Annotated in this window: 13 protein-coding genes; 5 read left to right on the top strand and 8 right to left on the bottom strand. The window is 33.6% G+C overall.

Annotated features, from left to right (window positions below; translation table 11 throughout):
- Positions 1–17: 17 nt before the first annotated feature.
- The 8 genes from BM053_RS11720 to BM053_RS11685 all read right to left on the bottom strand — a co-directional run bounded on the left by BM053_RS11720 (position 18) and on the right by BM053_RS11685 (position 9,332).
- Positions 18–1,127 (bottom strand): cupin domain-containing protein, encoded by a 1,110-nt coding sequence (locus tag BM053_RS11720; RefSeq protein WP_091477617.1) that lies wholly within the window; start codon positions 1,125–1,127, stop codon positions 18–20.
- A gap of 12 nt (positions 1,128–1,139) precedes the next feature.
- On the bottom strand, positions 1,140–2,120 hold the full coding sequence (locus BM053_RS11715) for a carbon-nitrogen hydrolase family protein (protein WP_091477615.1): 981 nt from the start codon (positions 2,118–2,120) through the stop codon (positions 1,140–1,142).
- Positions 2,121–2,130: 10 nt separating this feature from the next.
- Positions 2,131–2,547 (bottom strand): acyl-CoA thioesterase, encoded by a 417-nt coding sequence (locus BM053_RS11710; protein ID WP_091477614.1) that lies wholly within the window; start codon positions 2,545–2,547, stop codon positions 2,131–2,133.
- Positions 2,548–2,684: 137 nt separating this feature from the next.
- Positions 2,685–4,268 (bottom strand): FMN-binding glutamate synthase family protein, encoded by a 1,584-nt coding sequence (locus BM053_RS11705; protein ID WP_091477613.1) that lies wholly within the window; start codon positions 4,266–4,268, stop codon positions 2,685–2,687.
- A 65-nt stretch (positions 4,269–4,333) separates the two neighbouring features.
- Entirely contained in the window at positions 4,334–5,923 is a 1,590-nt protein-coding gene (locus BM053_RS11700) for an AMP-binding protein (RefSeq protein WP_091477611.1), read from the bottom strand.
- Positions 5,924–5,932: 9 nt separating this feature from the next.
- Positions 5,933–8,224, bottom strand: a complete 2,292-nt coding sequence (locus BM053_RS11695) for an oxidoreductase (RefSeq protein WP_091477609.1) — start codon at positions 8,222–8,224, stop codon at positions 5,933–5,935.
- A gap of 50 nt (positions 8,225–8,274) precedes the next feature.
- Positions 8,275–8,724 carry an SRPBCC domain-containing protein gene (locus tag BM053_RS11690; RefSeq protein WP_091477607.1) on the bottom strand — a complete coding sequence of 150 codons (450 nt, stop codon included), beginning with the start codon at positions 8,722–8,724 and terminating at the stop codon, positions 8,275–8,277.
- Between the two features lie 5 nt (positions 8,725–8,729).
- A complete protein-coding gene (locus tag BM053_RS11685; protein WP_091477605.1) occupies positions 8,730–9,332 on the bottom strand; it encodes a flavin reductase family protein in 603 nt (200 codons plus the stop codon).
- Positions 9,333–9,592: 260 nt separating this feature from the next.
- On the opposite strand from BM053_RS11685, the gene BM053_RS11680 reads away from it, so the two are divergent.
- The 5 genes from BM053_RS11680 (at position 9,593) to BM053_RS11655 (ending at position 16,166) form a co-directional block, all read left to right on the top strand.
- Positions 9,593–10,012 (top strand): IS1/IS1595 family N-terminal zinc-binding domain-containing protein, encoded by a 420-nt coding sequence (locus tag BM053_RS11680; RefSeq protein ID WP_091477604.1) that lies wholly within the window; start codon positions 9,593–9,595, stop codon positions 10,010–10,012.
- A 105-nt stretch (positions 10,013–10,117) separates the two neighbouring features.
- Complete coding sequence (locus BM053_RS11675) at positions 10,118–11,425, top strand: DcaP family trimeric outer membrane transporter (protein ID WP_091477602.1); 1,308 nt, start codon at positions 10,118–10,120, stop codon at positions 11,423–11,425.
- A gap of 27 nt (positions 11,426–11,452) precedes the next feature.
- The gene (locus tag BM053_RS11670; protein WP_091477599.1) at positions 11,453–12,991 is read left to right on the top strand and encodes an MFS transporter; all 1,539 of its coding nucleotides are present in this window, start codon (positions 11,453–11,455) and stop codon (positions 12,989–12,991) included.
- A gap of 12 nt (positions 12,992–13,003) precedes the next feature.
- Complete coding sequence (locus BM053_RS11665) at positions 13,004–13,219, top strand: DUF6814 family protein (protein WP_091477597.1); 216 nt, start codon at positions 13,004–13,006, stop codon at positions 13,217–13,219.
- Positions 13,220–13,469: 250 nt separating this feature from the next.
- Entirely contained in the window at positions 13,470–16,166 is a 2,697-nt protein-coding gene (locus tag BM053_RS11655; protein ID WP_091477593.1) for an ATP-binding protein, read from the top strand.
- The last annotated feature ends 3 nt before the right edge of the window (positions 16,167–16,169 follow it).

The raw sequence follows: 16,169 nt of genomic DNA, 5'->3' as shown, positions 1-16,169 counted from the left end.
TTTTGAAATTGATATTATTATTTAATCTCTTGATTTCCGTTATTTTCCTCTAATTCTCTTGATTGAAACAAGCCTAAACTTTCAATTACCGGTAAATCGTTGAATTGAAATAAGCAAGCGTCTTCCGTTTCTGATAAGTTGTGATGTTCATGCCAAGCCCAAGATGGAACACAGAAAATATCTCTTTCTTTCCAATCGTATCTTTTCCCGTTGATGATTGAATATCCTTTTCCTTTCGCACATTGATATACAAATGAACCTGTGTGTTTATGTGCTTTTCCTTTGAAACCAGCTGGCAATAATTGCATCGCTGCTCCCATAGTTTGCATCACGTGTCCGCCAGTTAATGGATTCGAATATTGCATAAAAATTCCATCAAACGGATTCACTTCTGTTACTTTTTGTGCTTCTAAAAGCGCTGGATATACATTCTTCCAAGAATATTTGAATAATGGCGAATACGGTTTGTCCCAAGTTTTATCTGCAGGAATTAATCCGGCACAATTGTATGTAATTGGAGAATAATTCAATGGTTTTTCCAAAGCTTGTTTTCCATCGTAAACGGCGTAATCATTCGCTTCCAAAGCATTTACTAGTGGAATATCTAAACCATCTTGCCAAATACACGTTTTACCATTTTCGGCAACTCCGTGTTCATGCCAAGTTGAATTTGGTGTAATTACGAAATCGTTCACTTCAAAAGTGATTTTGTTTCCATCCACAACAGTATAACCGCCTTCGCCTTCCATTATAAATCGAAGTGCTGATGCTTTATGTTTATGTGCTGATGTGCTTTCTCCAGGACGAGTTACTTGAATTCCAGTGTATAGCCAACCTACAGCTGCCGAAACATCTTTACGTTTGTCGTTTACCAAATACACCACTCTTCTTCCCGCTTGTTCTGGCGTCACTAATTCTGATGATTTCAGTACTAATTCACGTAAATCGTCATATTTCCAAAGCATTGGAACAGAAGAACTTCTTGGTTCCCAAGGTTCAATATCGTTGGCAACTGTCCATAAAGCACCAGCACCAAGCGTTTCTAATTCTTTATAATACGCGACTAATTCTGGCGAATCTTGTACTCTTGCACGACCAATTTGGTCATCTGAAAATTTATCTTCCATAGTATTTTAATGCTATCTTTTATTAAATTCCTCGTGATTATCGATAAACGTAATTTTTCGAGTTGGTGCGATGTTTACACGTAAGTCAAAAATATCGAATCTGTTGTAATGCCCTAGAATATCGTGCATTTGTTTCGGTTGGATGCATTTTTCTAAATCGATATCTGCATACACCATTCCTTCATCGTCAATTAATGGCTCGCCAATTACAGCACCATTCGGACCAATAAATCCAGAAAAAGCCGAGTTTTTACGCGTCAATAATTCCTCCACATTTGGAACATCTTCTTTTAAAGCTTCCATAATTTCTTTAGAAACTGTGGAACACGAAACAATCGTAAACAATTTTCCTTCGAAAGAATGAGCAGCTGCACGAATTTTAATCGCTTCCGCCATGTTATAATCTGGTGGCGCAACAGGTAATGAAATGTAATTCGCAATATGAATTAATTCACCTTGAGAAAGCAACGTAAAACGCGCTAAAGTGTTGGTGTTTTCACCACAAGCTAAGGTTCCAATTGGACCGATTTCTGTGTTATATACTTTTAACGAAGAACCATCTCCAGAAGTCCACGTTAGTTTTTCGGCCCAAGTTGGCACTAACTTTCTGTGTTTTCCGATTAAGATTCCGTTGTTATCAATGATTAAATTCGTGTTATAAATTTCGCCATAAGAATCGCCACGTTCGTTAATTCCGATTACGATATGAATGTTATGGTCTTTTGCAGCTTGAAACAAAGGCTGCATCGCTTCATCATCTGTTTTTACAGAACATTTATATAATTTTTCATACCATTTACTTCCTTGAACTGGCGTCATGATCCAATTCCAATACGGATAACCTGCTACAAAAACTTCAGGAAAAGCTATCAATTGCGCGCCATTTTGACTGGCTTCTTTAATGAATGTAATTGCTTTTTCAACTGTTTTTTCTACGTTTAGAAAAACGGGTGATGTTTGAACGGTTGCTGCTTTGAATTTTTTGAAATCCATTTATATTATTTTAAATGATGAATTTTGAAATTTTTTGTTTCATTTCCTCGTTAAAAGGTTCTGCTTTGATATCGGTTTTGTTTTCTTGAAAGGCAACATTTACTAAAGTTACTTCACCTTCTAAACATAATTTTCCTTGTTCGTCTTCAAATGAAAATCCGCATAAAATAGAAGCGCCACCTAAGTTTTTTACCCACAATTTTTTGGTTAGAGTTTCTCCTAAACGAGCCGCTTTTTTAAACTGCACTTTCAAATCTACAGTTGGAATTCCGTTGGTTTCGTGCATTTTTGAAAATGGTCTGTCTAAAGCTTCTTCAAACCAATCTTCTACAATACCATTTAGCATTTCTAGAAATCTTGGATAGAACACAATTCCAGCGTAATCAATATGTTGGAAACGAATTTTTTCTTGTTTTGTGAATATCATTTTTTTTGTTTCAAGTTTAAGGTTTCAAGTTGTTAAAACTTTAAAATTAGTACTATTTCTTATTATACATTTAGCCCCGATAGCAGCGGCATCTCCCGATTTTTCATCGGGAATATAGCGGATAGCGGGATTAGCTTCTAAAAACTTTCTGCTGTTGCTTTTTTCCAGAAAAACTGATATTCTTTCGGAACTGTATTTTCATTTAACAAGCAACTTGGTTCAATTTCAGGATACATTTCGTAATAGGTTTCTATTTTTGTACCGCTAACACGTGCACTGATAATCGTTCTGTCCACCTGATCTGGATGTTCTAAACCAGCAGAAGCCATTAATTCCATGGCACTTTTCACCGTTTCATGTTGGAAACGAGCTACGCGTATGCTTTTTTGTTCAGGAACTAAACCTTTTGTTAATCTTGGATCTTGAGTCGCAACTCCAGTTGGACAAGTATTCGCGTGACATTCCAACGCTTGAATACAACCTAAAGCGAACATCATTCCACGAGCTGAATTACAAACATCGGCACCAATGGAAAGGCATTTTATAATATCAAAACCAGTAATTACTTTTCCGCTGGCAATAATTTTAATTTCATTTTTGATTCCGAAACCGTTTAGTGCATCATATACAAAAGCTAAAGCTTCTCGTAATGGCATTCCAACATGATCTGAATATTCTTGTGGTGCTGCACCAGTTCCACCTTCACCACCATCAACCGTGATAAAATCGAAATACGTTTTAGTTTGAACCATCGCTTTACAAATGGATAAAAATTCTGATTTGTTTCCGATACAGATTTTCATTCCAATCGGTTTTCCACCTGAGCCTTTTCTTAGCAATTTGATGAAATCCATTAATTCTAACGGATTGGTAAATGCAGAATGCCTTGGAGGAGAAATAATATCGTTCCCTTTTTCTACTAATCGAATAGCAGCAATTTCATCCGTCACTTTTTGCTTTGGTAAAATTCCACCATGACCAGGTTTTGCTCCTTGCGAAAACTTAATTTCAATCATTTTTACGTTATCCAATGTCGCTCTTTTGGTGAATTCTTCATAAGAAAACTTTCCATTATTGTCGCGGCAACTAAAATATCCAGTTCCAATATTCCAAACCACATCTCCGCCTGGTTCTAGATGATAAGGTGAAAGTCCACCTTCACCTGTGTTATGAAAAAATCCACCTTGTTTGGCACCAGAATTTAATGCTAAAATGGCATTTTTACTTAATGACCCAAAACTCATGGCGCTAATATTAAACAAACTCGCATCGTATGGTTTTTCACATTGAGAAGAACCTATTTTAACTTTTGGATTGGAATTTACTTCCGAAAAAGGAATCGCTTTTATACTATGATTGATCCATTTATAACCTGGTTCGTACACATTTAACTGCGTTCCGAACGGCATAGAATCTGTTTCTTTTTTACTTCGTTGGTATACCAAACTTCTTTGTAATCTATTGAAAGGTTTTCCATCGGTATCACTTTCTATAAAATACTGACGAGCTCCTGGTCCAAGTGCTTCCAAGATATAGCGCATTCTTCCAACTAAAGGAAAGTTTCTACGAATGGTTTTTTTCGATTGCAACATATCGTATAATCCCATTGCAATTAACGGAATAAATATCATAAGCAGAAAACCGAATTTCCAATTGATATAAATTAGAATTCCTGTTAAAGAAAGGATTGTTATACTTATTATTAGAAATACTTTTCTCATAATTTGATTTTTAACCGCAAAGCTCGCAATGATTTACGCAAAGTTCGCAAGGCTTAAAATTATATTTATTTTAATTTAAATCGTTGAATTTTTCCTGTTTCAGTTTTTGGTAAAGCTTCTACAAAATTAATGATTCTCGGATATTTATAAGGTGCTGCTGTGTTTTTAAACCAATTTTGAATTTGAATTTTAAAATCATCTGCCGCTTTATCCTGTTCTTTTAAAACAATATGTGCACAAACTAACATACCTCGTTCTTCATCGGGCAAACCGACAACCGCACATTCTAAAATAGCTTCGTGAGTTAAAAGTACGGATTCTACTTCAATTGCGGCAATATTATAGCCAGAAGAAATGATCATGTCATCGCCACGAGCTACAAAAAAGAAATAACCGTCTTCATCTTGACGAAAAATATCGCCTGTGATGTTCCATCCATTTTCTACATATTCTTTTTGTTTTTCTTCTCGATTTAAATATTTACAACCCGTAATTCCTTTAACCGCTAATCGTCCTGGATTATTTGTTGGTACTTCATTACCATTTGCATCTATGATTTTCGCTTCGTAACCTGTAATCGCTAATCCAGTTGCACCAGGTTTCATATTTTCTTCATTCGACGAAATAAAAATATGTAGCATTTCTGTAGCGCCAATTCCGTCAATGATTTTTAATCCTGTTGCGTCATACCAATCTTGCCAAACTTTTAACGGTAAAGTTTCACCAGCCGAAACACATTTTCGTAGACTTGAAACATCAAAATCGTTCACTTTTGTGGTGATAATTCGCCAAGCGGTTGGTGCTGTAAAACAAATGGTGACTTTATAGTCTTGAATGGCTTTTAATAGTAAATCTGGACTTGGTTTTTCGATTAAGAAAGTCGAAGCGCCAAAATACATCGGAAACAAAACCAATCCGCCTAAACCGAACGTAAATCCAAGTGGCGGACTTCCGATAAAAACATCATTTTTGGTTGGTTGTAAAGCATATTGTGGAAAAGCTTCGCAAATATTTAAAATATCTTTATGATAATGTGCGGTCATTTTCGGCAAACCTGTTGTTCCAGAGGTAAAACCGATTAAAGCTACCGAATCAGCTTTGGTATGATAATTATGAAACGTTTTTGGTTTAAATTCCATTAACTTTTCTAAATCCGAATTTCTGTAGAAACACACTTTTTTTAGAAAGTCGGATTGCACTAAATGCATTTCTTCGGCTAAATCGCTATCGCAAAAAGCGTGTGAAATTTCTGCGCAATCTATAATGGTTGTTAATTCTTTGGAACGTAATAAAGGCATAGTTGCGACTACAATTCCGCCCGCTTTTAACACGGCGAACCAGCAAGCGACCATCATCGGATTATTTGCCGAACGAATTAATACCCGATTTCCAGATTGGAAACCTAAATCGTCCACTAAAACATGAGCAATTTGATTGGCTTTTTCATATAAATCTTGATACGTCCAAGTTTCTTCGAAAGTTCGGATACAAATAGTGTTTCCTCCACCTTCAGCAATATGATTGTCAAGTAATTTTTCCACACAATTGAGCATTTCTGGTCGATTGAATTGTGGTAAATCCAAGAATTTATATTCTGGTTGCAATTCCAGATTGGGTAAACTTATATGTGCGAAATTATCTTCGTAATGTTTCATAATTTCTAATTACTTCTTATTACTCTTTGGTTTCAATGCTTTTTTCATGCCTTCCATTTGTTTTCTTTCTGTAGCTTTTAAAGGATACAAATGTGAGATGCCCATTTTGTATGGATTTGGAATATCAGTTGGTTGAAATTGTTCGTAAGCTTGTGCATTTCGTACAAAGTTTGCATCCAATAATAATGGTCTTCCTAATGCAACTAAATCGGCACGACCGTTTAAAATTATCGTATTAATTTGATCTATATCTTGAATATAACCTGCTGTTATAGTTGGAATATGAACCGTATTTCTTACCGCATCAGAAAAAGGTGTTTGCCACATTCTTCCCGTTTGTGGTTTTTGTCCAGCCACCGTATTTCCTGTAGAAACATTGATGATATCAGCTCCAGCATTTTTGAAAGCTGTTGCAATTGTGATAACATCTTGCTCAGAAATTCCGTTTTGTGCCCAATCTGTAGCTGAAATTCGAACTGACATTGGTTTCTCTTTTGGTAACGCATTTCGCATTTCTGTAAAAACTCGTAATGGAAATTTTAATCGGTTTTCGATGCTTCCGCCGAATTCATCTGTTCTAGTATTCGTTAATGGCGACAAGAAAGATGCTAGTAAAAATCCGTGATGCGCTTGCAATTCAATCATATCGAAATTCGCAGCATTGGCATTTTTTGTAGCTTGTACGAATTCAGAAGTTACCAAATCCATATCAGCTAAAGTCATTGCTTTTGGTGTTGCTGAATTCTCATTAAATGAAATCGCTGAAGCGGAAAGTAATTCCCAACTCTTACCATTAAATGCATCTTCCCAAGGTTTTTTTGTCGCACCTTTTCGACCAGAATGTCCTAATTGGATTCCGATTTTCGTTTGTGTATGTTGATGAATGAAATCGTTGATTCTTTTCCATTCTAATATTTGATTTTGAGTATAAATTCCGGCGCAGCCTTCTGTAATTCTACCTGTTTCAGAAACCGCAGTCATTTCGGTTAAAATCAACCCTAAACCACCAATTGCTCTTGACGTGTAATGTTGGAAATGCCAATCGTTTACTAAACCGTTTTCCGCTGAATATTGTCCCATTGGCGACATCACAATTCGGTTTTGCAATTGTAAATTACGAAGTTGGAATGGTGTGAAAGCTGCAGGCACTTCGACAAGCTCAGTGTGACAATTCGCATTAAATTCTTTAAGAACTTTATCTGTAAAAGATTTATCGCGCAAGCGTAAGTTTTCGAAAGTCACTTTTTTAGCGCGTGTCATACATCCGAAAGCGAATTGATAAAAAGGATGTTGGTTGTGACGATTCATATTTTCGAACCAATCTAACGAGACTAAAGCCGCGTATTGAATCATTTCAACAGTATTTCTTCTCGACTTATCATATTGTTGAAAAGCAGCTTGTACATCAGTTGGATTTGCGATTACTGCATCCGATAATCCGATGGCCGAATCCATGGCTAGTTTTGTTCCAGAACCAATTGAATAATGCGCTGTAGCTTTGGCATCGCCTAATAAAACGATATTTTTATGATACCAATTTTCGTTGGTTACGTGTGGAAATTGACGCCAATGTGATTTGTTTGAGATAAGCGAATGACCATCTAATTCTTCTTTGAAAATTTCAGCTATTTTAGAGATAGTATCTTCTTCGTTAGTAACTTCAAAACCATGTTTTTGCCAGGTTTCATCTGAACATTCAAAAATCCATGTACTCATTCCTTCTTGGTATTGATACGAATGGGCAACGATTAAACCGTGTGCTGTATTTCTGAAAAAATAAGTAAAAGCGTCTAATGGTTTTGTTGAACCTAACCAAACGAAACGGTTTTGTTTCATTTCTATTTTTGTTCCGAACTCCTTTTCGTATTTCGTACGAATGCCACTTGCAATTCCATCTGAAGCGATAACCATATCAGCGTTTTCGAACAGAGAAACATCATCTACGTTTTGTTCGAAATGCAAATTGACACCTTCTTCTTTACAGCGTTGTTGTAATAATTGCAATAAAGTTTTTCGAGAACAACCACAAAATCCATTTCCAGCGATGCTGACTTCTTCACCATCACGAGCGATAATAATATCATCCCAATAGGCAAACTTGCTACGAATTAATTCATAGGATTGCATGTCGCGTTTTAAGAATTCACCTAAAGTTTCATCGGAAAAGACCACTCCAAATCCGAAACTATCATCCGGTTTGTTTCGCTCATACACATCGATTTGACAATGTGGCATGGCTTTTTTGGTTAATATTGAAAAGTAAAGTCCGCCTGGACCACCACCAATTACTGCTATTTTCATATTTTAAATTTTAACCCTTCTAGGGTTTAAAACCCTAGAAGGGTTCTTGATTATTTTTTCATAAAATCAAATGCGCCTTTGCGTAAATTGATATTATATTCAAGATAAGCTTTTAGACAAGCTAAAAAATTTGACCAACCGAATGAATTTCCGGAAAGCCATTTTAATCCGGCTTCGTTATTTTCCATACTTTTTTCGGAAATAGAAACTAATGTGGAATTGTTTTCTTTTTCTGAAAGCGTGATTTCTACAAGTAATTCAAATCCTGAGTTATCCCAATAAAATGAAATGTATTTGTCTTTTTCTATTTTTTGAACTTTAACTGGACATTCGAAATCGAATTCAGGAAATTTCCAGATTAGGTTTTTTCCTTCTTCCATGACTCCTGTGCTTTGTGAAATAAAATAATTTGACATTTTTTCAGGAATGATAATCGCATCAAAAACTTCGTGAATTGGTTTTTGAATTTGCATCGCGCATTTAATTTCTAACTTATCCATAAAATTTATCTTTTAATGGAGAAAATTTCTCCAAGTTTGGAATAATTGGAACCTGCTAAACGAGCTACAGGTTTGTAAGTATCTATGTTTATTTTGTAATTATCTAGCAAAACACTTTCATCAATATGAAACATCACAATTCGACCAATAATCATAGTGGCACCGCCATATTTATGGTTTTCTAAAGTATAATGATGCACTAATTCACATTCCATCGTAATGGGACTTTCCTTAACTCTTGGTGGTTTTACTTTTGTAGAAGCAATAGGAGTGAGGTTTGCCAAATCGAATTCACTTTCATTTGAAGGAACGGGTTGCGAAGTTGTATTCATTCGTTCAACCAAGTCTTCGGTAACCATATTTACTACAAATTGTTTGGTTGCTAAGACATTGTTTAAAGTATCTTTATTGGTATTGTTTCCTCGAACGGTCGAAAACATAACGTGTGGCGGATCATCTCCAACAGCATTAAAAAAGGAAAATGGAGCGAGATTCAGAATTCCGTCTTCGCTTATACTAGAAATCCAGCCAATAGGGCGCGGAATGACAGCACCAGTAAGTAATTTATAAATGGCTGATTGTTCAAGACTTTCTGGATCGAATTCCATATAAAATAATATTGTTGTACTACAAATTAAACGAAATAATAGATAGATATATAAATCAGTTATTAAAAATTATTAACTTTTAATAAAAAGACATCTTAATACTCTGTAAATGATTTAGAAAGCAAAATTTTCATTAAATTATTATAAATGTAATTTTTTAGAAGTAAAATTAACTACTACATAATTCTTAATATATAATAATAATAAATATGTTTTTATTATTATTGCTAATTTAATATATTTATGCAAAATTTATATATATGGAGATTTTAGCTTGTCCAAAATGTCAAAACAATAATATTGTAAAAAGTGGTGTGATTAATAATAAACAAAGGTATTTATGTAAAAAATGCAATTATTATTTCACAGTCAACAAACTAGGTAAAAAGATAGATAATTATTACATTATCAAGGCCATGCAACTCTATCTTGAAGGCCTTAGTTATCGAGAAATTGAACGTATTATTGGGGTTTCTCATGTTACAGTAAGTAACTGGGTAAAAGAATATAAAATAAAGAAACCGCCTCATGGCGATTACCATCCCACTTATAAGATATTTAACCATTTAGAACTTGTAGAATATGTTAAAAATAAAAGTTTATTATCTGGAGCAGGTATGGTCATAACAGAGCTTGGGGATAAGTTTATGCTTATAAAATGGGAGCGTTTTAAAGATTAACTATATTAGTTTACAAAAATATATAGTATTATTTTTTTTCTTGATTAAAAGTAACAATTTGGCTGTGTTAAAACCAACCAACAAATTAACCAAATTGTATCTATTATGAAAAAACACTATTTAATTCTTTTATTGGGAATCGTTTCCACAAAAGGATTTTCACAAACTCCAGCCGCAGAAACAATTCCTATTGTTCCTACTCCCATACCTATAGAAAAAGAATGGGATGTTAGCCTATATGGTTTTATTAGAACTGATTTTTTTTATGATACTAGAAAATCTGCACAAGTAAGAGAAGGGGAACTAAATCTTTACCCATTAGATTCTCCAGTTTCTGGTGATGATTTTAATGATGTTCCATCATCAAACTATCTATCTGTAATCTCAAGACTTGGAACTAAAGTAAAAGGTCCAAATGTATGGGGTGCAAAAATGAGCGGAACATTAGAAGGCGATTTCTTCGGAAATGTAGAAGGTTCTTCAATTGGACTTTTTAGATTAAGACATGCTTATGTTAACATGGATTGGTCAAAAACTTCATTGACAGTGGGACAAACTTGGTATCCAACATTTATTCCAGAGGTTTTTCCAGCTGTAGCAAATTTTAACACAGGAATTATGTTCAATCCGTTTGGTTGGGCAACTCAAATAAAATTGAAACAAAACTTCACTAAAGAATTGTCTTTTGCTTTAACAGTATATAAAGAGAGAGAGTTTGCTGCAACAACAGCAACAATTGGAACCCAAAACTCAGGTACAATTAATTCTGTGATGCCTACTTTACATGGACAATTTCAATATAAAAATAAAAACTGGATTGCTGGCTTGGGAGCGGAATTTAAATCTATCCAACCCTTAACCGATTTTACTTTAGCTCCATCAGGAACAAAAGTTTTAACAACTGAAAAAGTAAATAGTTCGTCTGTTGTGGGATATGTTAAGTATTCTAATGATATATTTTCTGTTAAAGCTTACGGAATTTCAGGTTCAAACATGCAAAATTTAGTAATGTTAGGAGGTTTTGCTGGGTACACTGCTGTAAATGAAGTTGAAAAATACGAAGCATCAAAAACAAATGCTTTTTGGTTAGATATAGCTAGTAATGGTAAAAAAGTGGCTCCAGCAATATTCTTAGGTATGACAACTAATGATGGAACTGGTCGTTCTTTAAATCCTGGTGAAACAGTAAAATATTATATGAGAGGTGTTTCTGGAACTAGGGTAGTTGATCAGGTAATGAGAGTTGCAGGAAGAGTAGATTTTAAACAAAATAAATTCAGAGTAACTCCAGAAGTTGAATATACAGCAGCGACTTGGGGTGATTTAAATGCGAATGGAAACGGATCAGCTGATTTAAACTCTAGAGATGTTTCTAATGTTAGAGTAATGGTTTCTTGCGCTTATTCATTTTAATAAAAATAAATTTAAAAAGTATACTATATGAAAGAAAAATCAACAAAAGGAATCTGGAAAGTAATTTCAGCCTCCTCAATGGGAACAATGATAGAATGGTATGACTTCTACATCTTTGGAAGTTTAGCAGTAGTAATTTCTACTAAATTTTTCCCATCAGATAATCCTACAGCTGCCTTCTTATCTACATTAGCAACATTTGCAGCAGGTTTTGTAGTTCGCCCTTTTGGAGCATTATTCTTCGGTCGTTTAGGCGATTTGATTGGAAGAAAATATACATTTATGGTTACATTACTATTAATGGGTGGTGCAACTTTTCTGATAGGTTGTATTCCGAGTTATGAAACCATTGGATTTATGGCACCAGTTTTAGTTCTTATACTGCGTTTGCTACAAGGCTTAGCACTTGGTGGCGAATATGGTGGAGCTGCAACTTATGTGGCAGAACATGCGCCAGCTGGTCAAAAAGGATATTGGACTTCATGGATTCAAACGACAGCAACAGTTGGTTTGTTTATTTCATTGATGGTTATTCTTTTAACAAAAAGTGCTTTATCAAAAGAAGCTTTTGATGAATGGGGATGGAGAGTACCATTTTGGGTTTCAATCATCATGGTATTTGTATCGTATATGATTCGTAAAAATATGGATGAATCTCCTGTATTTGCAAAAGCAAAATCAGAAGGAAAAACATCTACAAATCCTCTAAAAGAGAGTTTTGGAAACAAATACAATTTAAAATTTGTTTTACTTGCATTATTTGGTGCCACAATGGGACAAGGAGTTGTGTGGTATACAGGGCAATTTTATGCGATGAACTTTATGAAAACCGTAATGGGTGTCGATTCTTCTCAAGTTGACATGTCGTTAGGAATAGCTTTAATTCTTGGAACACCATTTTTTATCGTATTTGGTTGGTTGAGCGATAAAATAGGTAGAAAATACATCATGATGGGCGGAATGTTATTGGCAATTTTGCTATACAGACCAATATACAAAGCCATGTATCAAACTACAGATTTAGCTTTGAAAACTGAAATTGTAGAGCAAACTAAAGTGGTTCCATCTATCAAAGAAATTGATGCTACTAAATTAGATTCTATTTATACTACAACAAAAGCTTATGTAGATGGAACTACCGTAGAAGAGATAAAAACCATTCACATAGAAAACGGAAAAGTATTGATAGATGATAAAGGAAAGGATAAAGTAGATACTAAAATTACTAAAACTATTAATAGTAATGATCGATGGATGCTTATTTTTCTAGTCTTTATTCAAGTAATTTTTGTAACAATGGTCTATGGTCCAATTGCAGCTTTCCTTGTCGAAATGTTCCCTGTAAAAATTAGATATACATCAATGTCATTACCATATCACGTTGGAAACGGTATTTTTGGAGGATTACTTCCTGCCATATCTACTTATTTCGTAACTTCGGCTAAAGATGCTGGAAACCCAGAATTTTATTTAGAAGGATTATGGTATCCAATAGGAATTGCAGCAGTTTGTTTCGTAATTGGAATGATTTACATTGATAAAAAAATTAATACACTTCACGACTAAAACATAAAAATTATGAACACAATAAAAAAATATTTAGGAATAGTTTGGATTGCATTATCTATCGCAATTGCTTACTATAGTATTGGAATATTTGGAGGAAAGTTAACCTCAGGAAAACAAGATGACTTGGTTTTTGGAATAATTATATTTTTTATTTTATTACCCTTAATTGTTACAGGTTTGACTATTTTTGGATGGTACTCATTAACTAACGAATATGAAGATTAATTAATAATTGTATTAAATCTAAAGCTTTTGAATATTCAAGGGCTTTAGATTTTTTAATTAAATATGAAAAAAAGACACCTACAAAAATTAGTAATTGTATCTATAGTTTTACTCATAGGTCTTAATCTCCCTATTCTTTTACTATTTGATTCTTCACAAAATGTGCTGGGATTTCCTGCCATTTATATTTATTTTTTTTCTATTTGGCTTCTTTCCATTTTAATTTCATTATTAATTGTAAAACGATACAATGAATAGTATACTACTTCTAATAATATTGTCTGGCTATTTAGCAGTTCTTTTTTTCATTGCGCATTGGGCAGAGAAAAAAGGAAATAGCAAATGGACAAACAATCCTTACGTATATACATTGTCATTGGCAGTTTATTGTACAGCTTGGACTTATTACGGAAGTATCGGTGTGGCTGCTAAAAGCGGATTAGGTTATTTACCCATTTATTTGGGACCCATAATTATTGCGCCTTCTTGGATTTTAATTCTAAAGAAAATTATCCGAATTTCAAGGGTTAATAAAATTTCAAGTATTGCTGATTTTATTTCTCTTCGTTACGGAAACAGCCGTTTTTTAGGTGCTATCGTTACTGTTATCTGTCTTACAGGAATTTTGCCTTATATTGCCTTACAGCTCAAAGCGATTTCCGAAACTTTTCATCTAGTTACTAAAACTGCTACCAATTCATTTATCTTCGATGACACAACTACATACGTCGCAGTAGCATTGGCACTATTTGCTTCTTATTATGGAACTCGTTATGTTGATGCATCCGAAAAAAGAAAAGGAATAGTAACTGCTGTTGCCATGGAAAGTATTTTGAAACTGGTTTTCTTTGTGATTATTGGCATTTATGTCACTTATTTCGTTTTTGATGGTTTTGATGATATTTATCAAAAAGCATCTTTGTTAGAAAATTTTAAAGAAAAAAACACAATTGGTGGTTTACCACAAGCCATCAATTGGTTTTTACTTTGTGTATTATCTATGTTTGCCATTTTCTTATTACCAAGACAATTTCAGGTTTCTGTTATCGAAAATAATCGAGAAAATCACATCAATACAGCGGTTTGGTTATTTCCATTATACTTATTAATTTTCAATCTTTTTGTATATCCAATCGCTTGGGGAGGCAATATTTTATTTGAAGGACAAGACGTAAATTCTGATTCTTATTCCTTGTTAATTCCACAATTTTTTAACAATAAAACATTGACTGTTCTTGTTTTTCTTGGCGGATTTTCAGCAGCCATATCTATGATTGTTGTTTCTTCCATCGGGCTTTCTACAATGCTAACTAACAACGTTTTAATTCCTTATAACTTATTAGGGAAATTAAAAAGTGATGAGCAAACTATTAGTAGCCGAAAAATCATAAACAGTCGAAAATTTGGAATTTTCATACTTATTATTCTCTCTTATTTTATTTATCGCTATTTTGGATTAGATTATAGCTTAGTCTCTATTGGTCTAGTGGCTTTTGTAATTATTGCCCAATTAGCACCTGCTTTTTTTGGTGCCTTATTCTGGAGAAGAGGTTCAAGATTGGGTGCCATTTATAGTATTATTATTGGTTTTTTAATCTGTATTTATACTTTATTAATTCCGTATACTATCGGAATAAGTAATTTAGAAAGTTTTTTTATATCTAAAGGATTTATGGGAATTGAATTGCTAAGACCTTTTCAATTATTTGGATTGGATTACCTACAACCTGTTCCACATGCTTTATTTTGGAGTTTATTGTTTAATTCGTTTACATATTTTGCAGTTTCAGTAAGTTTCAAAGGAAATTATCGCGAACGCAATTACGCCGAAATGTTTGTAGATATCAATAAATATATAATCAATCATGAAAATGCTTTTATTTGGAAAGGAACTGCCTACCGAAATGATATCGAAAAAGTACTAATTCGTTTTCTAGGAGAAGAACGAACCAAACGAGCCATGAATATTTTTAATGTCAAATACAATGTAGATAAAAACCAAGAATTGGCTGATGCACGATTAATTAAATTTTCCGAGAATTTACTCACAGGTCATATCGGAACTGCATCTGCTAGAATATTGATTTCTAGTGTTGTAAAAGAAGAAAAGATTAGTTTACCAGAAGTTTTAAAAATTTTAGAAGAGTCGAAAGAGAATATTATTACCAATAAAAAACTAACTGAAACTTCTAAAGAATTAAAAGAAATTTCAGCCAAATTACAAACAGCAAATAGTTCTTTAATAAAAAAAGACCTTCAAAAAGACGAATTTTTAGATACTGTAACGCACGAATTGCGAACTCCAATAACAGCAATAAGAGCAGCAAGCGAAATTTTGCATGATGATGACGAAATTCCTGAGGATTTGAGAAAACAATTCCTTCAAAATATTATTTCAGAATCGGATAGATTAAATAGATTAATTGATAAAATTCTTGATTTAGAAAAATTTGAAACAGGAAAACAAACCATTAATCCATCAAAAAATAATTTGTCAAATACTATCGAAAAAGCGATTGAACCTTTACAACAGTTAATCAAGAATAAGAATATTACAATTCATATTGAAAGTAAACATAAGTTTAATGCTTATTACGATGAAGATCGAATTTTTCAGGTAATTACCAATTTAGTTTCTAATGCCATAAAATTTTGTCCAGAAAAAGAAGGATTAATTACCATTCAAATTGCTGAAAACTCAGATTTTATACAAACTTCTGTTCTAGACAATGGAAAAGGTATTCCCACAAGTGATTTTGAAGTGATTTTTGATAAATTTTACCAATCAACCAATCAAAATATCAAAAAACCAGTAGGAAGTGGTTTAGGATTAGCTATTTGCAGACAAATTATTGAACATCATAAAGGGAGAATTTGGGCACAGCCCAGCATAAAAGGAGCTTGTATTAGCTTTACATTACCTAAAAATAAGAATACAGAAAACTAAAAA

This window comes from Flavobacterium swingsii (assembly GCF_900111965.1).
Taxonomy (GTDB): domain Bacteria; phylum Bacteroidota; class Bacteroidia; order Flavobacteriales; family Flavobacteriaceae; genus Flavobacterium; species Flavobacterium swingsii.
The sequence above is the reverse complement of the archived record's forward strand: the minus strand, read 5'-3'. Positions and strand labels throughout refer to the sequence as shown.